Origin of the sequence: Variovorax sp. CCNWLW225, assembly GCF_037204045.1 — a bacterium.
Taxonomy (GTDB): Bacteria; Pseudomonadota; Gammaproteobacteria; order Burkholderiales; family Burkholderiaceae_C; genus Variovorax.
Map to the genome: position 1 here is coordinate 14780 of NZ_JBBCBV010000019.1, position 22113 is coordinate 36892.

Sequence of the window (22113 nt, forward strand, 5' to 3'; positions counted from 1 at the left end):
TCGATCGGCCGCGTCAACGCGGCGCGAACTCGGAGCGCGGCCCGCCTCTGCGCGGCAGTCCCATCATCTGCCTTGCTTCGGCCGGCGTGGCCACTTCCATGTCGAGCTCATGGATAACGCGCACGATGCGTTCGGTGAGCTGCACGTTGGTGGCGAGCTCGCCGTGGCGGAAGTAGAGGTTGTCTTCCAGCCCCACGCGCGCATGCCCGCCCAGGAGCAGCGCCGCCACGTTCGCTTCGAGCTGCGAGGTGCCGATGCCGCTCACGCCGAAGATGCTGCCGCGGGGCAGGGTGTCGACCATCATCTGCAGGAAGCGCGGCGAATACGGCATCGCGTTCTGGAAGTTGCGGTGCACGTTCATCACCAGGTTGATGAAGTAGGGCTCGTCGTCGTGGCCTTCTTCGATCAGCGTGGTCGTGTCCTGCAGGATGTGGGTGGGGCTGAACACCTCCCACTCTGGCTTGATGCCGCGCGCCTTCATGCCGGCGGCGAGTTCCCGGCCGCGGGTAATAGGCGTGTCCATCAGGATCTGCTTGCCCTCGAAGCTCAGGTTGAGCGTGGTCGCGTCCAGCGTGCACATCTCGGCGCCGGCGTCCATGCCCTTGATGCGCTCTTCCCAGGCAATTTCCCAGCGGTCGCCCGCCAGCGGCTTCACCATGTCGCCATGCACCCCGCCGCCGGTGGAGTTGTTGATGACGATGTCGCAGCCGGCGTTGCGGATGCGGCTGTTGATGTCGCGGTACACCTCGGCGTCGCAGGTGGCGCCGTCGTCCGGGCGGCGCGCGTGGATGGCCGCCACGCTGGCGCCGGCATTCCAGCAGCGCAGCACGTCGGCCGCGATTTCGTCGGGCTGGGTGGGAAGGTGAGGGTTCTGCGACTTGTGCGCCATGCCACCGGTGGGGGCGATGGTCACGATCACTTTGCGCTTCGACGACATGCTCCGGGTCTCCTGGTGTCTTCATTCATGAGGGGCGCGCTATTATTTTTTGGAGGGGCAGGCACACTCAGTCATTGCGACGACATTTGGAGTCAGGGTTTACGCGGCGCGGCCCCTTTTCCGCGCCATCAGGAGCTTTCTTTTCATGTCCACGACGAAGCCGTCCGTCAAGGCGGCATCGCTGACGGTTCCACAGCTGCTTCAGCGCTCGGCCTGGTTTCCGCTGCTCGACGAAGCGGCGCGCGAACGCGTGCTCGACGAGATGCGCGAAGTCCAAGTCGCGGCCGGCGCGGCGCTATGCCGCCGCGGCGATACGCCGCTGCATTGGTACGGCACGCTCGAAGGCTTGCTCAAGTGGTCCATCACCTCCAGCGACGGCCGCTCGGTCACCTTCGGCGGGCTCTCGGTCGGCTGCTGGTTCGGCGAAGGCACGCTGCTTCGCGCGGCCCCGCGATCGGCCGACGTCATTGCGCTACGGCCCAGCCGCGTGGCCCAGCTGCCGCTGGAGACCTTCGAGTGGCTGCACCGCACGCAGCGCGGCTTCGATCACTTTCTGCTGCAGCAACTCAACGAACGGCTGCACTGGTTCATGGGCAACTACGCGGCGCACCGGCTGCTCGACGCCGACAGCCAGGTGGCGCGCGCGCTGGCGGGGCTGTTCCATCCGTGGCTGTATCCGGGCAGCGAGCTGCACCTGCAGACCTCGCAGGAAGAGATCGCGAATCTCTCGGGGGTGTCGCGGCAGCGGTGCAATGCGGCACTGAATCGGCTGAAGGAGGCGGGCTTCCTGCGGATCGAATACGGGGGGATCACCGTGATCGACCTGGAAGGGCTGCGGCGCTTCATCGAATAGGCGCGGCGAGCCGCGCCTGTGTGCCCTTCATTTCGCCGGCTTCGCCTTTTCCGCCAGCCGCTTGCGGAACTCCGTCGTCGTCAGGCCCGCAAAGCCCCAGTCGTCCGTATCGATCTCCTCGATCACGATGTGCGTCCACTCGGGCGGCTTGTTCAGCACGCGTTCAAGTGTTTCCGTGAACTCACGGATGACCTGGGTCTTCTGTTCGCGCGTCACGCCGTCGCGGGTGATCTTCAGGTTGATGAAAGGCATGGTGTGCTCCTTGGATGAATGAATGGTGTGATCACCACTTGCCCGTGCTCATGCCGCCGTCCACCGGCAGCACCACGCCCGTCGTGAAATCGGCGCTCGTGAGGTAGAGCACGGCGTCGGCGATTTCGCGCACAGTCGCAATGCGGCCGGCGGGCGAGAGGCCGTTCAGGAAGCCGTGCTGCTCAGGCGTGTACAGCGGCGTGTCGACGATGCCGGGCGCCACCGCATTCACCTTGACGTTGTGCGGCGCGAGTTCGAGCGCCAGCGCGCGCGTCGCAGCGTTGATGCCGCCCTTGATCAGCACCGGCAACGCGGCCGGCACCTGCTGGTTCGGCTGCAGCGCGATGCTCGCGGTGATGTTCACGATGTGGCCCTGGCGGCGCGCCACCATGTGCCTTGCCGCGGTCTGCGAGGCGTAGACAAAGCCCTTGAGGTTGGTGGCCACCAGCTGGTCGAGCTCTTCTTCGGTGTATTCGACGAACGGCTTGGCGTTGAAGATGCCTGCGTTGTTGACGAGCACGTCGACCTGACCGAAGCGCTCCACGGCGCGGTCGATGAGTTGCTGCGCGGTCGCGCGCTGGCCGATGTCGCCGGCGACGCCGAGAAAGCGTGCCGGGTTGCCGAGCTGCTTTGCCGCGGCCGCGAGCCGCTCGTCGGTGCGTGCATTGGCGACCACGTTGAAGCCGCGTTCGAGGTAGGCCTCGGCCAGGCCCAGCCCGATGCCGCTCGAGGCGCCGGTGATGACGACCGTGGATGAAGTGCTGCTGTCTTGCATGTCGGGTTCTCCAGAAGTTGATGACGTGGGGAGAACTGTATTGATGACGCAGACATAGATAAATCACTAGACTCGCACTTCAATTGATACATGGGGTAATCAAACCATGCAGCGGCAGTTCGGCGACATCCTCCTGGGCAGCATCGAGTTGTTTTGTCTCGCTGCGGAAACCGGCGGCTTCACGTCGGCGGCGCTCGCGGCCGGCGTTACACCGGCCGCCGTGAGCCGCTCGATCTCGCGACTGGAAAAGCGACTGGGCCTGCGCCTGTTCGTGCGCACCACGCGCAGCGTGCGGCTCACCGACGCGGGCCGCTCCTACTTCGCGCAATGCCGCCAAGCGCTCACGCAGCTGGCCGAGGCCGAGCGAGAGGTCATGGGCCAGCAGGCGCTGCCTTCGGGCACGCTGCGCATCAGCGTGCCCACCACCTACGGCCACCACCGCATCCTGCCGCTGCTGCCGGCGTTCCGCGAACGCTTTTCCGACATCCGGCTGCACGTGCACCTGAGCAACCGCAACATCGACTTTGTGGAAGAGGGCTACGACATGGCCGTGCGCGTGCGCGCCCAGCCCGACTCCACGCTGATCGCGCGGCACCTGGAAGATGCAGACCTGGTGGTGGTCGCCACCCGCAAGTACCTGAAGAAGGCCGGCACGCCGCGCACGCTGAGCGACCTTGCCGTGCACGAGTGCATCCAGTTCGAGCTGCCCAGCAGCGGCCGCCGCATCTCGTGGCTCTTCAAGGAGAACGGCAAGGACCGCGAGGTTTTCGCGGACAGCGCCTACAGCTGCTCCGACGACGTGCTCGGCGGCGTCACCCTTGCCAAGAGCGACGCCGGGTTGTTCCAGACCTACCGCTTCGTGGTGGAAAAAGAGCTGGCCGACGGCACGCTCGTCGAAGTGCTCAAGCCCTTTGCGGGCCGCTCGCGCCCCTATACGCTGCTGTACCCGGACGGGCGCCACGTGCCGCTGCGCATGCGGGTGTTCATCGACTTCCTCATGGCGCAGCGGCTGGGGTGAAGGCTCAGCGGCAGGCGAAGCTGGCTGCCGCCTTCACGTCGCCGCCAAGGTACGCAAGCTTCTTCGGATAAGTGCACAGCGGCCGTGCGAGCGATTGGTCCGCGTTCTGCAGCACCAGGTTGTCGGGCGCCACGCCTTTCTCGACCCAATCGGTCAGCGCGGCGAACAACTGGTTCGGTGCCGGCAGCGGAGGGTTGGCCGCGGGGCTCACGCCAGCGAGTCCGTTGACCGAGCCCACGCCCGCGCAATGCCCCATCGCAGGAATCTCGAGGTAGCGGTAGAACTTCTGCGTCTCGTCGATGCCGCCCATGGCCTTGGCCGCGCGCTCGTAGTAGTTGGCCGTGCCCGAGTTAGGAATCAGCTGGTCGGCCAGGCCGTGATACGTCAGCAGCTTGGCGCCGCGGTCGCGGAATCTGGCCAAGTCGAGGTTGTCGGCGTTGATGTTCGCGAAGGCCGCTTGCAGCGCCTTGCCGCGATCGCTGGCGTTGGCCAGTTGCGCATACGACAGCGCCTTCCAGTTGTTCGCACCGTTGCCTGTTGCATTGATGAAATCGGGCGTCGCAATCGTCGGGTCTTGCAGGTTCAGTGCCACTTGGTGCGCTGCAATCGGGAACGGGTTGGGTACGCCGCCCGTGGAGTCCGCGAGCGAGAACCCCGGCATGCCCGGGCTGTTGAGCGCGGTGCCGCGCGTGAGGCCGTACCAGAGCTGGCCCGAGGCCAGCGTGGCCCCGTAGCCCACGTCGCTCGCCGGCGCCGGTGCGCTGCCGTCGCGCGTCTGGCCGTACCAGATCTTGTTGACGGCCTGCGCCTGCACGGTCGTCAGGCAGGCGGCGGTGGCATTGCTGCCGCCGCTGCCGGTGCACAGCACGGCGGTGTCCTGCGTTGGGTCGTACTTGCAGGCGGCGGGGTCGCTGATGAAGCCTTCGTGCTGGCCGGTGAGCGTGCTGTCGCAGGCACTCACCGCGGCGGACGACACCAGCGTCATCTGGTCCGGCGTGAGCGGCGTGCCGCCCAGGTCGCGCTGCATCACGATCTGCGGGTACAGCTCGGCGGTGATGAAGGTGGTCCAGTTGATCGCGCTGTTGCCGGCCAGGATGCCGTCGAAATCGTCGGGGTTCACCTGCGCCTGCATGTGGCCCTGGCGGCCGCCGGTGGAGCAGCCGTCCCAATAGGCGTACTTTGCGTCGCGCTGGTAGAAACCGGCCGCGAGCGCCTTCGCCTTCACCGCCATCTCGTGGATGCCGCGGCTCGCAAAGTCCGTCCAGAGCGTGGTGTTGATGGTGCCGTCGGGCTTCATTGCGAACGAACCGTCCACCACGGCAATGGGCGATTTCGATGCATGCCCCGCGTCGGTCACTGCGCTCACCGAGCCCTCGCCCGCCGCAATGGCGGCCGCGCCGGCGCCGCCGATCTGCGTTTTTGAGCTGATGCCCGCATCGCCCACGAAGCCACCACCGCCGAGCACGCGCAGGCGGTTGTTCCATTTGGCCGTCGTCGGCAGCCACACCTCGATGCCGATGCCCGGCGAGGTGGATGGCGCGTCCGCAGGTCCCGCGTGGCCGGGCCCGACGTTGAGCTTGACCATGCACACGTCGTTGGCCGCCACGGTGCCCGAGGCCTTGCCGTCCAGGTTCAGGTCATCGCCTTGCTTGAACTGCTTCACCACGGTGACGGTGGTGTTCGCATCGGGCTTGAAGGCGGTCTTCAGGCTTTCGTCGCAGGCGAGCGCCGTGGGGGTTGTAGGCGTTGTGGGGCCGGCGGGCGGCGGCGATGTGGGGATGAAAGGCAGCGAGGGCCCCGAGGAGCCGCTGCCGCCGCAGGCCGTGAGCGCCGCGGCGGCGCACATGCCCATGCACAGGGCGGCCAACGCCGAGGGTGCAATGCGCGAAGGGGTGCGCGTGTTTTGTCCGGTGCGCAGGGTCGTTCGGGGCATCTTCTTGTCTCCTGTTGTGTGGAGATCGAATTTGCCTCTCGCCTGCGTCCTGGTCTATCGACAAGCGATCATCGCTTGCGGGATCCGTTCACCTCGCACCGGGACTTACCCGAGCCGTGCGCGCGCGGGCGTGGTGCCGACCAGCTGCTTGAACACCTGCGTGAAGTGCGCCTGGCTCGAGAAGCCGACCGTGTGCGCGATCTCGGCCAGCGACAACCGGCCTTCCAGCAGCGTGAGTGCGTGGCGCACGCGCTGCTCCATCACATAGCGGTACGGCGTCGAGCCTGTGCTGGCCCTGAAGAGGCGCGTGAAGTGCACCGCGCTCATGTTCAGTTCGGCCGCGAGTTCATCGATGCCGAAGTCTTCGCCCAGGTGCTGCATCACCCAGTCGTACACCCTGCGCAGGTCCGCCTGCGAGAGCCGCCCCGGCGCGCGCTTCGCGTTGCGCGCCCCGCCGTAGCGGCTTTGCAGGTAGCTCACCAATGCCATGGACAGGCCCTGCGCATGCATGCGGCCCGACGTGCAGCCGCGCTCCACTTCGTCGCGCATGGCAATGGCGAGCGAAGTCAGCGTGGCGTCGGTGGTCGAGAGGTGCGTCTGCAGGTGCAGCTCGCCATCGCTCTCGGGCATCAGGCTGCCCAGCGTCTCGGGGCGGATCTCCAGCGCGATCACTTCGTCGCACTGGCCGGACCACGTCACGCGGTCGACCTCGTAGCCCTGGTCGAAGATGCACACGCTGCCGGGCCGGCTCTCGACGTGGCTGGTACGGCGCCCTGTGGTCATCGCGGATTTCACATGGCCGCGCATGCAGAAGGCGAGCAGCGGATGCGGGTTGTAGCAGGCCGGGTTTTCGCCGTCGCCGTGCATGGCGCGCACCTCCAGCGCAAAGCCCTGCCATGGCGTGGCGGCCGCGTTCATCAGCATCCTGCCGTCGAAGCGCACGGGCTTGCCCGAAAGGTCGAGGAGGCTGATCTCGCGTGCCATCGCCATGCGCTCCTTCTACATCCCGCTCTACACGCCCAGCAATTCCTCGAGCGCCTTCGGCTCGGCCAGCAGGTCGGCCGACGCGCCATGCCGCACGATCTGCCCCTTTTCCATCACCACCGCAAGATCGGTGTGCGCGAGCACCTTGCGGTAGTCGCGGTCGACGATCAGCGTGGCGATGCCGGTCGCGCGGATCTCGCCGATCACGCGCCAGATCTCGGCCACGATCAGCGGTGCGAGCCCTTCGGTGGCTTCATCGAGGATGAGCAGGCGCGGGTTGGTCATGAGCGCGCGGCCGATGGAAAGCATCTGCTGCTCGCCGCCAGAGAGCTGCTGGCCGCCATGCGAGAGCCGCTCGGCCAGCCGCGGAAAGGTGGCCATCACTCGGTCGAAGGTCCAGGCGCGGCGGCCGTCGATGCCCGCGCGCTCGCTCATCACGAGGTTCTCGCGCACCGAGAGGTTCGGGAAGATGCCGCGGCCTTCGGGCACATAGCCGATGCCCAGGCGCGCCATTTTTTCGGGCGGCCAGCCGGTCACGGTGCGGCCGTCGACCTGCACTTCGCCCGAGGCCGGACGCACGTAGCCCATCATGCTGCGGATCAGCGTGGTCTTGCCCATGCCGTTGCGCCCGAGCAGGCCCACCGACGTGGCGGCCGGTATGCCGGCATGCACGCCGCGCAGGATGTGGCTGTTGCCGTAGTAGGTGTTGAGATCGCGGACGACGAGCATCAGTGGTCCTCTCCGAGGTAGGCGGTTCGCACTTCTGGGTTCTCGCGGATCGATCGAGGGTCGCCCGTGGCGATCACCGTGCCGTTCACCATCACGGTGATGCGGTCGGCAACGCGGAACACCGCATCCATGTCGTGCTCCACCAGCAGGATGGCGTGCGTGGCCTTCAGCCGCGCGAGCAGGGTGAGCATGCGGTCGGTTTCCTCGGCGCCCATGCCCGCGAGCGGTTCGTCGAGCAGCAGCACGCGGGGCTTGGTGGCAAGGCACATCGCCACTTCGAGCTGGCGCTGCGCGCCATGGCTCAGCGTGCCGGCAATGCGCTGGGCTTCGTTCGAAAGGCCCGCCGCTTCCAGCGCCGCATCGGCCGCCGCATTGCTGGCTGCGCAGCGCTGCGACGACTGCCACACCGTCCACGGCCGCGCCGTGGCCGCCTGCGCCGCGAGCCGGCAGTTCTCGTGCACGCTGAACTCCGGGAAGATGGTCGTGCGCTGGTAGCTGCGGCCCACGCCGGCGCGGGCGCGGCGCCATTGCGCGCGCTGCGTCACGTCGGCGCCGTCGAGCGTGATGCGGCCTTCGGAGGCCTCGATCTCGCCCGAGAGCATGTTGATGAGCGTCGACTTGCCCGCGCCGTTGGTGCCGATGACTGCATGGACTTCGCCGACGTGCAGGTCGAGGGTGACGGCGTTGACTGCGGTGAGACCACCGAAGCGGCGGGTGAGGCCTTGAACGGAAAGAAGAGCGGTGGCGTTCATGGTGTTGCTCCTTCCCCCTTTGGGGGAAGGTTGGGATGGGGGCAGGCAGAGCGCCCGATGGTGGCGCCGCGTGCCCCCACCCCGGCCCTCCCCCGGAAGGGGAGGGAGAAAGACAGGGAGCGGGTCATGCGGACTCCTTGGGCGAGATGCGCTTCACAAGACCGATCAGCCCCTTCGGCAGCCATGCCACGAACACGATGATCGCGATCCCCAGCGTCAACTGCCAATGGTCCGCCAGCGGCCCCATCACCGCATGCGTGGAGAAGATCTCCTTCAGCAGCGTGAACGCAACGGCACCGATGACCGCGCCGCGCAAATGGCCCAGGCCACCGAGGATCACCATCAGCAGCACCTCGCCCGAGTTGTGCCACGCCATCAGTTCGGGGTTCACCACGCCGTCGCGCGAGGCCAGCAGAAAGCCCGCCAGCCCGGCCAGCGCACCCGCCAGCACGAAGGCCGCAAGCTTGTAGCCGTACACCGGAAATCCCGCCGCCCGCATGCGCTGCTCGTTCACGCGAATGCCCGCGAGCGCTGCGCCGAAGCGCGAGCGTCGAACCAGGGCGAGGAGCCCGTAGGTGAACACCAGCGATGCGAGCACCACGTAGAACAGCACCATGCGGTTTTCCATGTCGAGCTTGCCGATGGCCGGGCGCACATACATGTAGATGCCGTCGCTGCCGCCGCCCACCTTGGTGTCGTGGAACACGAAGAAGGCCATCTGCGCGAAGGCCAGCGTCACCATGATGAAGTACACGCCGCGCGTGCGCAGGCTGAGCGCGCCCACGAATAATGCATAGAGCGCAGCGGCACCCATGGCCGCGGGCAGCAGCACAGCGAGGTTGCCGCCCTCGTTGCCTGAGGCCAGCACCGTGACATACGCGCCGATACCGTAGAACGCCGCATGGCCCAGGCTCACGAGGCCGGTCATGCCGACCAGCAGTTCGAGGCTCAGCGCGAAGATCGACAGGATCATGACCTTGACGACGAAGTCCGACACGTAGTTGCCCATGAGCGGGCCCAGCACGCCGATGGCAACGGCGCAGATCACCGGCACGAGAAACGCGCCGCGCCGCATGGAAGAAGTGTGCGCCTGCGTCATGGCCGCCTCCCCATCAGCCCTTCAGGCTTCCAGATCAGCACGATGGCCATCAGCAGGTAGATGCCGATGCCGGCAAGGTCCGCGAAGAACACCTTGCCGAAGGTGTCGACAAAGCCCACCAGCAGCGACGCCAGCAGCGCGCCGGTGATCGAGCCGATGCCGCCGATCACCACCAGCACGAAGCAGATGATGAGCACGCTCGCGCCCATGTTCGGATACACCGACGACATCGGCGCCGCGATCATTCCGGCCAGCGCCGCAAGCGCCACGCCCGCCGCAAACACGATGCGGTAGAGACGCTTCACGTCGATGCCCAGGCCGCGCACCATGTCGCGGTTGCTCGCGCCGGCGCGGATCATCATGCCCAGCCGCGTGCGGTTCACCACCCAGTACAGCGCCACCGCCAGCACGATGCAGGCGGCCGAGGCGAAGAGCCGGTACCACGGGTAGCTCATGACGTTGCCAAGCGCAAAGCTGCCGTCCAGCCACGCCGGCACCTTGACCCCGTGCACATCGTTGCCCACCAGAATGGAGCGCAGCTCCTCGAACACCAGGATCAGCCCGTAGGTCATGAGCACCTGCTGCAAGTGGTCGCGCTGGTAAAGGTAGCTGAAGAAGGCCCATTCGAGCACGTAGCCGAAGATGGCCGCCAGCACCACGCCGGCCACCAGCATCAGCAGAAACTGGTCCCCGAACAGCGGCGCGAGCGTGAACGCCATGTACGCGCCGATCATGTAGAAGCTGCCGTGAGCCAGGTTGATCACGCCCATGATCCCGAAGATCAGCGTGAGCCCCGAGGCCACCAGGAAGAGCAGGAGTCCGTACTGAACCGAGTTCAGGCACTGGACAAGAAAGGTGCCGAAATCCACGTTAGATCATCCCGGTAGAGGGGCTGGAGAAGGAGCGAGGCGCGCAGCGCCCGCGATGTTCGGGGGACACCGCGGAACCGGCTTTGCCGGGCCGCTGGTGTCGCCCCCTTGAGGGGGGAGTCGAGCTACACGAAGTGAGCGAGGGACGGGGGTGGGTTGATCACATCCTGCAGCCTCGGGCCGGGTCGGCCAGCCCCTTGGCCGCAATGCTCACCAGCCGGTTCTCCTTGCCTTCCACCTTGCGCAGGTAGATGTCCTGCACCGGGTTGTGCGACTTGCTCATCGTGAACGCGCCGCGCGGGCTGTCGATCTTGGCCTTCTCGATGGCGGCCGTGAACTCGGCCTTCTTGCCGATGTCGCCCTTGGTGGCAGCCAGGCCCACGCCCAGCATCTGCGCCGCGTCATAACCCTGCACCGCATACACGTCGGGCTGCAGCTTGAACGACTTGGCATACGCCACGCGGAACGCGTTGTCGCGCGCCGTGTTCAGGCCATCCGCGTAGTGCAGCGTGGTCAGCATGCCCTGCGCCGCTTCGCCCTGCGCGTCGAGCGTGCCGTCGGTCAGGAAGCCCGGCCCGTAGAGCGGAATCGTCTTGTTGAGGCCGGCGGCCTGGTAGTCCTTGACGAACTTCACCGCGCCGCCGCCCGCGAAGAAGGCATACACCGCATCAGGCTTGGCCGCGGCAATCTCGGTCAGCAGGGCCTGGAACTCGACATTGGGAAACGGCAGCGTGAGCTGCTTGTCGACCTTGCCGCCGGCCTTCTCGAAGCCTTCCTTGAAGCCGTTGACCGACTCCTCACCGGCCGCGTACTTCCAGGTGATGGTCATGACCTTCTTCTTGCCCTGCTGCTTGGCGGCCACTTCGCCCATGGCGTAGGCCGGCTGCCAGTTGCTGAACGAGCTGCGGAAGATGTTGGGCGCGCACATCGGACCGGTGACCGCGTCGGCACCCGCGTTGGGCACGATGAGCACGGTGCCGCTTTCCTTTGCGGCCTTGGCCATGGCCATGGCGACGCCGGAGTGCACGGTGCCCACGATCACGTCGACGTTGTCGCGCTTGATGAGCTTGTTGACGTTGTCGGTGGCCTTGGCCGGATCGGACTCGTCGTCGACCTTGAAGAACTCGATCTCGCGGCCCGCGAGCTTGCCGCCCTGTTCCTCGACGTAGAGCTTGAAGCCGTTCTCGATGGCCACGCCCAGCGCGGTGAAGGTGCCGCTGTAGGGCAGCATCAGCCCGACCTTGAGTTTGCCGGTGCCCTGGGCGCCGGCGGCGGATGCCAGTGCGGCGAATGCAATCGCGGTGAGCGCGAGGCGGGCGGTGCGAACCGGGGTGAGTGGGGTCATGGTGTTTGTCTCCTGTTTTTGGTAATGAAAGAAGTGGTCGCGACGATGACACGATCCGGCTGATCGCGATGCGGGGAATGCCCGCATTCAGGGATTTCGAGCAGCTCGCATCCACTGACGCGCGCCGCGATGCCGTGGACTTGCGCGAGCGTGCCGTACTCGTCGTCGATACCCTGGATGGCCAGCACCGGGCAGCGGACGGCGTCGAGCTCGGCCTCGATGTTCCATTCGCGAAACGGCGGATGCAGCCAGATGCGGTTCCAGCCCCAGAAGGCCGAATCGGCGCTGTCGTGGTAGCGGCCGAGCTTCTTCGGCAGGTCGGTGGAAAGGTACGCGGTGCGGGCCTGCTCGATGTTCGCGACGGTCACGTCTTCCACGAAGATGTGCGGCGCCAGGACGACGAGGCCCTGCACCTTGTCGGGAAAGCGCGAGGCATACAGCAAGCTGATCGAGCCGCCGTCGCTGTGGCCGAAGAGCCAGGGCTTTTCATCGCCGAGCTGCAGTACGGCGAAGAGGGCGGGCAGCACTTCGTGCGCCTGGCGGTGCATGAAGTCGACGTCCCAGATTTCGTTTTCTTCACGCGGCGTGGAGCGGCCGTAGCCGGGGCGGGAGAACACCAGGCCGCGGGCGTTGGCGGCTTTGCAGACCTGTGCGGGAAAGTCCTTCCACATGGCGACGGAGCCGAGGCCTTCGTGGAGGAAGACGATGAGGGGGGCATTGCTGCGTTCGGGGGCGATCCATTGGCACTCGATGCGCACCGCGCGGTTGCGCCATTCAATGGTGGCGAAGTCGGTGCTCATCGCGTTGCTCCTTCCCCCGCTGGGGGAAGGTGGGGATGGGGGCTCGCGGCGCTGGTAGAGGCCATGCCTTTGCAAAGGCCGCTTGCCCCCACCCCAGCCCTCCCCCGGGAGGGGAGGGAGAAAGACAGGGAGCCGCTCATGCCTGCCTCTCCCGCTCACGCAACCGAAACCTCTGGATCTTCCCCGTCGCCGTCTTCGGCAGCTCCTGCACAAACTCCAGAAACCGCGGGTACTTGTACGGCGCGAGCCGCTCCTTCACGAACGCCTTCAGTTCCTCGTCCGTGACCGACTGGCCTTCCTTCAGCACCACAAAGGCCTTCGTCTTGGTCAGCCCGTCCGCGTCTTCCTTGCCGATCACCGCGGCCTCGAGCACGGCCGGGTGCTGCATCAGCGTGGCTTCCACCTCGAACGGGGACACATAGATGCCGCTGACCTTCAGCATGTCATCGCTGCGGCCGGCATAGGTGTAGTAGCCGTCGGCATCGCGCGTGTACTTGTCGCCGCTCTTGGTCCAGCCGCCCTGGAAGGTTTCGCGCGACTTCTCGCGGTTGCACCAGTACATGAGCGCTGCGCTCGGCCCGCGGATGTAGAGGTCGCCCACTTCGCCGTCGGGCACCGGGCGGCCGTCTTCGCCGCGCAGCTCGACTTCGTAGCCTTCCACCGGCCGGCCGGTGGTGCCGTAGCGCACGTCGCCGGGGCGGTTGGAAATGAAGATGTGCAGCATCTCGGTGGAACCGATGCCGTCGATGATCTCGCAGCCGAAGTGCGCCTTGAAGCGTTGCGCAATCTCACCCGGCAGGGCTTCGCCGGCCGAGGAGCACATGCGCAATGCCACCTGCTCGCGCGCCGGCAGCTTCGGCGAAGCGAGCATGCCGGCAAAGCCCGTGGGCGCGCCGAAGAACACTGTGGGCCGGATCGGCGCCGGGCCGCCCCAAGCCGATCCAGCCCCCTCGGGGGGCAGGCGCGAAGCGCCTTGGGGGCCAGTGTCTCCGGTCCAGCGGCGGAAGGTGGCGTCGGGCGTGGGGCGCTCGGCCATCAGCACCACCGTGGCACCCACCGAGAGCGGAAAGGTCAGCGCATTGCCGAGGCCGTACGCAAAGTACATCTTCGCGGCCGAGAAGCACACGTCGTTCTCAGTGAGCCCGAGAACCGGCTTGCCGTAGAGCTCGGCCGTCCACCAGAGGTTGGCATGCGTGTGGACCGTGCCCTTGGGTTTGCCGGTGGAGCCGGATGAATACAGCCAGAAGCCGGGGTCGTCGGAAGCAGTGGGCGCGGCCGCTGCCATCGGCTCGGCGGCGGCGATCAGGCTGTCGAACTCCAGCGCGCCTGCGGGCAGCGCGCCGGTTGGCTGCGAGACGATCAGCGTGTGCACTTCATGCGTGCCGCGGCCCATCGCCTCCTGCAGGCCCGGCAGCAGCGCACCCGACACCAGCGCGGCCTGCGCGCGGCTGTGGTCGAGCATGTAGGCGTAGTCGTCCGGCGTGAGCAGGGTGTTGACCGCGACGGGCACTACGCCGGCATAGAGGCAGCCCAGAAAACTCACGGGCCAGTCGCTGCTGTCGAGCATGAGCAACAGCACGCGTTCCTCGCGGCGCACGCCGGCGGCCTTCAGCGCGGCAGCCAGGCGGAGCGCGCGGTCTTCGAGCTGGCCGTAGCTCAGCGTGCCGCGGTCGTCGATGTAGGCGATGCGTTCGGCGCGGCCGCGGTTGAGGGCGAACAGGTGTTCGGCAAAGTTGAATCGTGCGGGCGGGCTTGTCATGCGTGTCTCCTGGGGCCGTGTTCTTTTCTTCTCGGTTCTGCTTCTAGAGAGGCTAGAGGCCGAGTTGCGCGAGCACGCCGGGGCTCGCTTGCACCGCGCTGCGGCGGTGATAGAAATCCAGCGCGCGCAATCCGCCGAGCTCGGCGCCACCGCCCGCGCGGCCGGGGCCGCCGTGCAGCGACATCGGCATCACGTTTCCATGGCCGGTGTGGGCCTGCGCCACCTCGGGCGTGACCACGTGCACGCGTCCGTGGCTGGGCGCAACCGCAACTGCGGCCTGCGCCAGTGCGGCGTCGTCGCTGCCGTAGAGAGACGTCACCAGCGAACCCTGGCCGCGATGCGCCAGCGCGATGCCGTGCGCAAGATCGCGGTAGGGCAGCAGCGTGGCAACGGGGCCGAACACTTCGACATCGTGCACGCGCTGCGCCGCATCGGCATCGCGCGCGCCCAACAGCACCGGGCCGATGCAGGCGGCCACCGAGGGCTCGGCATCGATCAGCGGCGTGTTGCGGCCGTCATGCAGCACCATGGTCTGTGCAGAGAGCGCTTCCAGCCCCTCGCTCACCGCATTCAATTGCGCGCGGCTCACGAGCGAACCCATGCGCACGCTCTCGTTGCGCGGGTTGCCCACCGTCACGTTGTTGAGCTTGGCGCCAATGGCTTCGGCAGCGGCTTCGTACACCTCGGCCGGTACCAGGATGCGGCGGATGGCGGTGCACTTCTGGCCGGACTTCACCGTCATCTCGCGCACCACTTCGCGCACCAGCAGGTTGAAGGCCTCGTTGCCGGGCGCCTCGCCGGGCAGCAGCAGCGCGCTGTTGAGGCTGTCGGCCTCGATGTTCACGCGCACCGATCGCTCGGTAACGGCCGGGTGCGAGCGGATGACCGCCGCGGTTTCGGCCGAGCCGGTGAATGAGGCGACATCGAAGGGCTGCAGCGCGTCCATCAGGCCGGCCGAGCTGCCGCAGATGACGGAGAGCGCGCCCGCGGGCAGCACGCCCGCATCGACCACGTCGCGCACCATGCGCTGCGTGAGCCAGGCGGTGGCCGTGGCGGGCTTCACGATCACGGGCACGCCCGAGAGCAGCGCGGGCGCGGCCTTTTCCCAAAGCCCCCACGACGGAAAGTTGAACGCGTTGATGAAGAGCGCCACGCCGTGCGTCGGCACCTGCAGGTGTTGCGACATGAACACCGGCTCCTTGCCGAGCTTCGCCGCATCGCCGTCGCGCAGCGCTCGCACGTCGCCGAGCGCGTCGCCCCATTTGGCGTACTGGCCGAGCGTGAAGATTGCGCCGTCGATGTCGACGGCCGAGTCGTTCTTCACCGTGCCCGAATTCGCGGTCGCAATTTCGTAATAGGTATCGCGGTTGGCCTGCAGCACCTTCACGATGGCAGCAAGCAGCCCCGCGCGCTGACGGTAAGTGAGGGCGCGCAGCGCGCCGCCGCCCTGTTCGCGTGCAAAGGCAAAGGCCGCGGGCAGGTCGAGGCCGGTGGCGTCGACGCGCGCGAGTTCGGTGCCCAGCACCGGATCGAAAAGAGGCGTGCCGGCGCCCGATCCGCTTTGCCAGCGGCCGGCGACGTAGTTGGAAAGGAGCTCGGTCATTGGGTGAACTTGATCTGCCCTTCGGGCAAGAGATAGAGAACGAGCGCGCGGCCTTGTGCCACCGTCGGGCGGTGCGCGGTGCCGGGCCCGTAGACGCACCAGCCTGCGGGCCGGCCGTCGAAGGTGGCGCCGGCGCTGCCTTCGAGCGGCATGATCAGGTCGATCTCGCCGTTGGGATGCGTATGGTGCGGCCCCGCGATGTCCTGCATGTCGACCACGTCGACCGAGAAGCGGTGCAGTGCGTCTTCGGCCTTGAATACGCGGCCGTAGCGGATGCCGCCGCCCTCGCGCTCGCACAGCCAGCCTTCGGCCACGCCGCCGATGCAGGCCTGGCGCAGTTGCTCGAAAGTGGCGGTGCCCGCGCCGTGCGCGGCGTTCAGCCATTGGTCGAGCTGTTCGTCGAGCGGCCGGCCGGCAATTTCGGCGGTCAGGCCGGCAATCAACTGGTGAAATGCTTCCTTGCTGGACATTGGCGGGCTTCCTTTTTGGAGGCTGGCTGGCAGGGGTGGCGCCACAGCGAACTTATGAACTACATTGCAGGATCGTTGCGCGTGCAGTATCTTGCTTGTGGTCGAACGATAAGCACCGAGTCAATAGGTGTCAAGCAATATAGTGCATATATGGTGTTTACCCTGAGCGCGCACAATCCCGGCCAAGAACGAGGACTTGCATGAACGAGCATGTAGACGCGGTGCTGTCCACCGCGCACGACGGCAATCACGCCGGCAACGCAGCCGCCGCATCGACCGGGGAGGCCAGGAACCCATTGCTGGCCGCATTGGGCGACCGCGTGCGCAACCTGCGCGCGCAGCGCGGGCTCACACGCAAGGCCGTGGCCATTTCGGCCGGCGTGTCGGAGCGGCACCTGGCCAACCTCGAATACGGCATCGGCAACGCATCGATCCTGGTGCTGCAGCAGGTGGCGGGCGCGCTGCATTGCTCGCTGGCCGAGCTGGTCGGCGACGTGACCACCAGCTCGCCCGAGTGGCTGCTGATTCGCGAACTGCTCGAGAACCGCAGCGAAACCGACCTGCGCCGCGTGCGCCTGGCGCTGGGCGAGCTGCTGGGCACGGCCTCGGTCGATCCGGCGCGGCACCGCCGCATTGCGCTGGTGGGCCTGCGCGGCGCGGGCAAGTCGACGCTCGGCCAAATGCTGGCCGACGACCTGGAGCTGCCCTTCGTGGAGCTGAGCCGCGAGATCGAGAAGCTCGCGGGCTGCAGCGTGCGCGAGATCCACGACCTGTACGGCACCAATGCCTACCGCCGCTACGAACGCCGCGCGCTCGAAGAAACGATCCAGATCTACAGCGAAGTGGTCATTGCCACGCCGGGCGGCATCGTGTCCGACCCCGCCACCTTCAACGAGCTGCTCGCGCACTGCACCACCGTGTGGCTGCAGGCCGCGCCCGAAGAGCACATGGGCCGCGTGGCCGCGCAGGGCGACACCCGCCCCATGGCGGCCAGCAAGGAGGCCATGGAAGACCTGCGGCGCATCCTGAACGGGCGCGCCGCTTTCTATTCGAAGGCCGATCTTTCGGTGGACACCAGCGGCAAGACGTTGGCGCAGAGCTTCCAGGCGCTGCGGGCTGCTGCGCGCCAGTCGATCGGCATCGGCGCCTGAACTGAAGTTTTGAAAAAAAGCGATTCAGGCATTGACTTGCCTGTTCGCATGCAGCATGATGCATGTCATCGGAACCAGAAGATGCATTATTCTTCCGGTTTGCATCTGGCCCCACAGGAGACTTCCGTATGACCGAGACCACGACCCTTCAGGCGCCCCCGCGCGTCGACTACCGCATCGAACCCGCGCAGTACAAGCACTGGAAGCTCAGCTTCGACGGCGCGGTGGCGCGCCTGGTGCTCGACATTGCGGAAGACGGCGGCATTCGCCCGGGCTACAAGCTCAAGCTCAACAGCTACGACCTGGGCGTGGACATCGAACTGAACGACGCGCTCAACCGCGTGCGCTTCGAGCACCCTGAAGTGCGCAGCGTGATCGTCACCAGCGGCAAGGACCGCATCTTCTGTTCGGGCGCCAACATCTTCATGCTGGGCGTCTCGAGCCACGCCTGGAAAGTGAACTTCTGCAAGTTCACCAATGAAACGCGCAACGGCATCGAAGACTCGTCGAAGCATTCGGGCCTGAAGTTCATCGCGGCTGTGAACGGCGCCTGCGCCGGCGGCGGCTACGAGCTGGCGCTGGCCTGCGACGAGATCTTGCTGGTGGACGACCGCTCCTCGGCCGTGTCGCTGCCCGAAGTGCCGCTGCTCGGCGTGCTGCCCGGCACCGGTGGCTTGACCCGCGTGACCGACAAGCGCCACGTGCGCCATGACCTCGCCGACATCTTCTGCACCAGCGTCGAAGGCGTGCGCGGCCAGCGCGCGGTCGACTGGCGCCTGGTCGATGCGGTCGCCAAGCCCGCGCAGTTTGCGGCCGCCGTGCAAGAGCGCGCCGCGCAGCTTGCCGCCGGCAGCGACCGCCCCGCGGGCGGCAAGGGCGTGGCGCTGACCCGCCTGGAGCGCGAGGAAACCGCCGACAGCCTGCGCTATTCGAACGTCGGGATCCAGATCGACCGCAGCAAGCGCACGGCCACCATCACAGTGAAAGCGCCCACCGGTACGCAGCCGGCCGGCGTTGCCGACATCGAGGCCGCAGGCGCCGCATGGTGGCCGCTGGCCGTTTGCCGCGAGCTGGACGACGCCATTCTTCACCTGCGCACCAACGAGCTGGACATCGGCACCTGGCTGCTCAAGACCGAAGGCGACGCACAGGCCGTGCTCGCGTCGGACGCCGTGATGCTCGCCCACAAGGACCATTGGCTGGTGCGCGAAACTATCGGCGCGCTGCGCCGCACGCTGGCACGCCTGGACGTGTCGTCGCGCAGCCTGTTCGCGCTGGTCGAGGCCGGCTCGTGCTTTGCCGGCACGCTGGCGGAGCTGGCCTTTGCAGCCGACCGCAGCTACATGCTGGCGCTGCCCGACGATGCCGAGCGCGCGCCGAAGCTCGTGCTCAACGAATTCAACTTCGGCTTCTATCCGATGGTGAACGACCAGAGCCGCCTCGAGCGCCGCTTCTATGAAGAAGCCGCGCCGCTCGACGCAGCGCGCGCCGCGGCCGGCAAGCCGCTCGAGGCGGACGAAGCACTGAAGCTGGGCCTGGTGACCGCCGCGCCCGACGACATCGACTGGGACGACGAGATCCGCATTGCCGTCGAGGAGCGCGCCGCCATGTCGCCCGACGCGCTCACAGGCCTTGAAGCCAACCTGCGCTTTGCCAGCAAGGAGAACATGGCCACCCGCATCTTCGGCCGGCTCACCGCCTGGCAGAACTGGATCTTCAACCGCCCCAACGCCGTCGGCGAAAAGGGCGCGCTCAAGGTCTATGGCACCGGCGAGAAAGCCGGTTTCGACCTCAATCGTGTATGACCCCCAGTCTTCGCGCACTTCGTGTCGCTTCGCCAACCCCCTTCCAGGGGGCAACGCCAGCGGCCCGGCAAAGCCGGTTCCGCGGCGTTCCCCGCACAGACATCTCTCCAGCAACCCATCGATAAAGGTTTCGCCATGAGCACGATCAACTACAGCGAGAAGATCCCCAACAACGTCAACCTCGGCGAAGACCGCACGCTGCAGCGCGCGCTCGAAGGCTGGCAGCCCAACTTCATCAACTGGTGGGACGACGTCGGCCCCGAGGGTTCGACCAACCACGAGGTGTACCTGCGCACGGCGGTGAGCGTCGACCCGCAGGGCTGGGCGCAGTTCGGCCACGTGAAGATGCGCGACTACCGCTGGGGCATTTTTCTGAATCCGGGCGACGCCAACCGCGAGATCCACTTCGGCGACCACAAGGGCGAGAAGGCCTGGCAGGACGTGCCCGGCGAACACCGCGCCAACCTGCGCCGCATCATCGTCACGCAGGGCGACACCGAGCCTGCATCGGTCGAGCAGCAGCGCCACCTGGGCCTGACCGCGCCGAGCATGTACGACCTGCGCAACCTGTTCCAGATCAACGTGGAAGAAGGTCGCCACCTGTGGGCCATGGTCTACCTGCTGCACAAGCACTTCGGCCGCGACGGCCGCGAAGAAGCCGAGGCGCTGTTGCAGCGCACTTCGGGCGACGAGAACAACCCGCGCATCCTGGGTGCCTTCAACGAACGCACGCCCGACTGGCTCGCGTTCTTCATGTTCACCTACTTCACCGACCGCGACGGCAAGTTCCAGCTCTCGGCCCTGGCTGAAAGCGCGTTCGATCCGCTCGCGCGCACCACCAAGTTCATGCTGACCGAAGAGGCGCACCACATGTTCGTGGGCGAAAGCGGCGTCTCGCGCGTTCTGGCGCGCACCGCGCAGGTCATGAACGAGCTGAAGACCGACGATGCGCAGAAGGTGCGCGCGGCCGGTGCCATCGACCTGGGCACGATCCAGCGCTACCTGAACTTCCACTACAGCGTGACCATCGACCTGTTCGGCGCCGACCAGTCGAGCAACGCCGCCATCTTCTACAGCTCGGGCCTGAAGGGCCGCTACGAAGAAGGCAAGCGCACCGACGACCACGTGCTCAAGGGCCAGACCTACAAGGTGCTCGAGGTGAAGGACGGCCAGCTCGTCGAGAAAGACGTGCCGATGCTCAACGCACTGAACGAAGTGCTGCGCGACGACTTCATCAAGGACTCGGTGGCCGGCGTCGGCCGCTGGAACAAGGTGCTCGAGAAGGCAGGCATTCCCACCCGCCTGGTGGTGCCGCACAAGGCCTTCAACCGCCAGATCGGCGCGCTCGCCGGCATCAAGATGTCGCCCGAAGGCCGCGTGGTGAACGAGGTCGAATGGGCCGCCAAGAAGAACGAATGGCTGCCGAGCACCGAAGACTTTGCTTTCGTGGCATCGTTGATGGGCCGCGTGGTGGAGCCGGGCAAGTTTGCCGGCTGGATCTCGCCGCCGGTGATGGGCATCAACCGCCAGCCGGTGGATTTCGAGTACGTGCGTTTCGGGTAATCGGTATTGCTCCTTCCCCCTCTGGGGGAAGGCAGGGATGGGGGCAGGCAGCGTGACCACGACAAGCGCCGCTTGCCCCCACCCAACCCTCCCCCGGAAGGGGAGGGCTCCAGGAGAACAACATGGACATGGCCGTTGAAGCCGGGGTCATCAAGCAGCACCTGATCGACCCCGAGATCTGCATCCGCTGCAACACTTGCGAGGCCACCTGCCCCGTCAACGCGATCACGCACGACGACAACAACTATGTCGTTCGGGCCGACATCTGCAATGGCTGCATGGCCTGCATCTCGCCGTGCCCCACGGGTTCGATCGACAACTGGCGCACCATGCCTGTGGTGCGCGCGTACTCCATCGAGGAGCAGTTCACCTGGGAATCGCTGCCTGCGGAGCTGTCCCCCGAAGAGCTGGAAGCCGCTGGCGTAGCCGCCGACAGCAGCGACGAAGCCGCGCCGGCTGCCGCACCCGCGCTGACGCAAGCACAGGCCGCCGCCGAAGCCGCCGAGCCCGTCTTCAATTCCGCCCAGTACGGCGCCACCGTGCCGCCATGGTCGGCCGCGCACGCCTACACCAATCTCTTTCCGCCGAAGTCTCCGACGACGGCCACCGTGGTCGGCAACTTCAACTGCACCGAGGCGGGCTTCGACAGCGAGACACATCACATCGTGCTCGACTTCGGCGTGGTGCCGTTCCCGGTACTCGAAGGCCAGTCGATCGGCATCGTTCCGCCGGGTGTGGATGCCATCGGCAAGCGCCACCATGCGCGCCAATACTCTGTGGCCAGCCCGCGCAACGGCGAGCGGCCCGGCTACAACAACGTGTCGCTCACCGTGAAGCGCGTCACCGAAGACCACCAGGGCGACCCGGTGCGCGGCGTGTGCTCCAACTATGTGTGCGACCTGAAGGTCGGCGACACGGTGCAGGTGGTGGGGCCTTTCGGTACCTCGTTCCTGATGCCGAACCATCCCAAGTCGCACATCGTGATGATCTGCACCGGCACCGGCAGCGCACCCATGCGCGCCATGACCGAATGGCGCCGGCGCCTGCGCAAGAGCGGCAAGTTCGAAGGCGGCAAGCTCATGCTGTTCTTCGGTGCGCGCACGCAGCAGGAGCTGCCGTACTTCGGCCCGCTGCAGTCGCTGCCCAAGGACTTCATCGACATCAACCTTGCGTTCTCGCGCACGCCGGGCCAGCCCAAGCGCTATGTGCAAGACCTGATGCGCGAGCGCGCCGCCGACCTGGCCGCGCTGCTGAAAGACGGCGCAAGCCACTTCTACGTGTGCGGCCTCAAGAGCATGGAAGAGGGCGTGGTGCTCGCATTGCGCGACGTGGCGAAGGAAGCGGGCCTGGACTGGGACACCGTGGGCGCCGCACTGAAGCGCGAAGGCCGGCTGCACCTGGAGACGTATTAAGCTG

The 22113-nt window shown here is 66.7% G+C and carries 20 protein-coding genes; 6 read left to right on the forward strand and 14 right to left on the reverse strand.

Features of this window, described 5'->3' with window-relative positions; genetic code table 11:
• Window positions 1–13: 13 nt before the first annotated feature.
• The gene (locus tag V9L20_RS22870; protein ID WP_337298361.1) at window positions 14–937 is read right to left on the reverse strand and encodes a 3-keto-5-aminohexanoate cleavage protein; all 924 of its coding nucleotides are present in this window, start codon (window positions 935–937) and stop codon (window positions 14–16) included.
• 145 nt (window positions 938–1082) lie between these two features.
• Between V9L20_RS22870 and V9L20_RS22875 the strand changes: the two genes are divergently transcribed.
• Window positions 1083–1790, forward strand: a complete 708-nt coding sequence (locus V9L20_RS22875; RefSeq protein WP_337298362.1) for a Crp/Fnr family transcriptional regulator — start codon at window positions 1083–1085, stop codon at window positions 1788–1790.
• A gap of 27 nt (window positions 1791–1817) precedes the next feature.
• On the opposite strand, the gene V9L20_RS22880 is transcribed toward V9L20_RS22875, so the two are convergent.
• Both V9L20_RS22880 and V9L20_RS22885 read right to left on the reverse strand, forming a co-directional pair.
• Entirely contained in the window at window positions 1818–2042 is a 225-nt protein-coding gene (locus V9L20_RS22880) for a tautomerase family protein (RefSeq protein ID WP_337298363.1), read from the reverse strand.
• 31 nt (window positions 2043–2073) lie between these two features.
• Window positions 2074–2817, reverse strand: coding sequence for an SDR family NAD(P)-dependent oxidoreductase (locus tag V9L20_RS22885; RefSeq protein WP_337298364.1), 744 nt, complete (start codon window positions 2815–2817; stop codon window positions 2074–2076).
• Between the two features lie 106 nt (window positions 2818–2923).
• Here V9L20_RS22885 and V9L20_RS22890 point away from each other — a divergent pair, with 106 nt between their 5' ends.
• Window positions 2924–3835, forward strand: a complete 912-nt coding sequence (locus V9L20_RS22890; RefSeq protein WP_337298365.1) for a LysR family transcriptional regulator — start codon at window positions 2924–2926, stop codon at window positions 3833–3835.
• A gap of 4 nt (window positions 3836–3839) precedes the next feature.
• On the opposite strand, the gene V9L20_RS22895 is transcribed toward V9L20_RS22890, so the two are convergent.
• The 11 genes from V9L20_RS22895 to V9L20_RS22945 all read right to left on the reverse strand — a co-directional run bounded on the left by V9L20_RS22895 (window position 3840) and on the right by V9L20_RS22945 (window position 16178).
• Window positions 3840–5768, reverse strand: coding sequence for a tannase/feruloyl esterase family alpha/beta hydrolase (locus V9L20_RS22895; protein WP_337298366.1), 1929 nt, complete (start codon window positions 5766–5768; stop codon window positions 3840–3842).
• A 105-nt stretch (window positions 5769–5873) separates the two neighbouring features.
• Window positions 5874–6758: an AraC family transcriptional regulator gene (locus V9L20_RS22900; RefSeq protein ID WP_337298367.1), complete on the reverse strand. Its 885-nt coding sequence runs from the start codon at window positions 6756–6758 to the stop codon at window positions 5874–5876.
• A 21-nt stretch (window positions 6759–6779) separates the two neighbouring features.
• Complete coding sequence (locus V9L20_RS22905) at window positions 6780–7481, reverse strand: ABC transporter ATP-binding protein (RefSeq protein WP_126746614.1); 702 nt, start codon at window positions 7479–7481, stop codon at window positions 6780–6782.
• Complete coding sequence (locus V9L20_RS22910) at window positions 7481–8233, reverse strand: ABC transporter ATP-binding protein (protein WP_337298368.1); 753 nt, start codon at window positions 8231–8233, stop codon at window positions 7481–7483. The genes V9L20_RS22905 and V9L20_RS22910 overlap by 1 nt, the downstream gene beginning before the upstream one ends.
• Before the next feature lie 124 nt (window positions 8234–8357).
• Window positions 8358–9332, reverse strand: coding sequence for a branched-chain amino acid ABC transporter permease (locus V9L20_RS22915; protein ID WP_337298369.1), 975 nt, complete (start codon window positions 9330–9332; stop codon window positions 8358–8360).
• Window positions 9329–10201 (reverse strand): branched-chain amino acid ABC transporter permease, encoded by an 873-nt coding sequence (locus tag V9L20_RS22920; RefSeq protein WP_258503236.1) that lies wholly within the window; start codon window positions 10199–10201, stop codon window positions 9329–9331. The genes V9L20_RS22915 and V9L20_RS22920 overlap by 4 nt, the downstream gene beginning before the upstream one ends.
• A 160-nt stretch (window positions 10202–10361) precedes the next feature.
• Window positions 10362–11546, reverse strand: a complete 1185-nt coding sequence (locus V9L20_RS22925) for an ABC transporter substrate-binding protein (RefSeq protein WP_258503237.1) — start codon at window positions 11544–11546, stop codon at window positions 10362–10364.
• The gene (locus tag V9L20_RS22930) at window positions 11543–12346 is read right to left on the reverse strand and encodes an alpha/beta fold hydrolase (protein WP_337298370.1); all 804 of its coding nucleotides are present in this window, start codon (window positions 12344–12346) and stop codon (window positions 11543–11545) included. Before V9L20_RS22930 ends, V9L20_RS22925 begins: the two co-directional genes overlap by 4 nt.
• Window positions 12347–12482: 136 nt before the next feature.
• On the reverse strand, window positions 12483–14105 hold the full coding sequence (locus tag V9L20_RS22935; protein WP_337298371.1) for a benzoate-CoA ligase family protein: 1623 nt from the start codon (window positions 14103–14105) through the stop codon (window positions 12483–12485).
• Window positions 14106–14157: 52 nt separating this feature from the next.
• Entirely contained in the window at window positions 14158–15708 is a 1551-nt protein-coding gene (locus V9L20_RS22940) for a 3,4-dehydroadipyl-CoA semialdehyde dehydrogenase (RefSeq protein ID WP_337298372.1), read from the reverse strand.
• Window positions 15705–16178: a DUF4863 family protein gene (locus tag V9L20_RS22945; RefSeq protein ID WP_258503241.1), complete on the reverse strand. Its 474-nt coding sequence runs from the start codon at window positions 16176–16178 to the stop codon at window positions 15705–15707. The genes V9L20_RS22940 and V9L20_RS22945 overlap by 4 nt, the downstream gene beginning before the upstream one ends.
• Before the next feature lie 200 nt (window positions 16179–16378).
• Between V9L20_RS22945 and V9L20_RS22950 the strand changes: the two genes are divergently transcribed.
• The 4 genes from V9L20_RS22950 to boxA all read left to right on the forward strand — a co-directional run bounded on the left by V9L20_RS22950 (window position 16379) and on the right by boxA (window position 22109).
• The gene (locus V9L20_RS22950) at window positions 16379–17329 is read left to right on the forward strand and encodes a helix-turn-helix transcriptional regulator (protein ID WP_337298373.1); all 951 of its coding nucleotides are present in this window, start codon (window positions 16379–16381) and stop codon (window positions 17327–17329) included.
• A gap of 128 nt (window positions 17330–17457) precedes the next feature.
• A complete protein-coding gene (boxC, locus tag V9L20_RS22955) occupies window positions 17458–19134 on the forward strand; it encodes a 2,3-epoxybenzoyl-CoA dihydrolase (protein WP_337298374.1) in 1677 nt (558 codons plus the stop codon).
• Between the two features lie 135 nt (window positions 19135–19269).
• Window positions 19270–20697 carry a benzoyl-CoA 2,3-epoxidase subunit BoxB gene (boxB, locus tag V9L20_RS22960; protein WP_337298375.1) on the forward strand — a complete coding sequence of 476 codons (1428 nt, stop codon included), beginning with the start codon at window positions 19270–19272 and terminating at the stop codon, window positions 20695–20697.
• 122 nt (window positions 20698–20819) lie between these two features.
• Window positions 20820–22109 (forward strand): benzoyl-CoA 2,3-epoxidase subunit BoxA, encoded by a 1290-nt coding sequence (gene boxA, locus V9L20_RS22965; protein WP_337298376.1) that lies wholly within the window; start codon window positions 20820–20822, stop codon window positions 22107–22109.
• Window positions 22110–22113 lie beyond the last annotated feature (4 nt).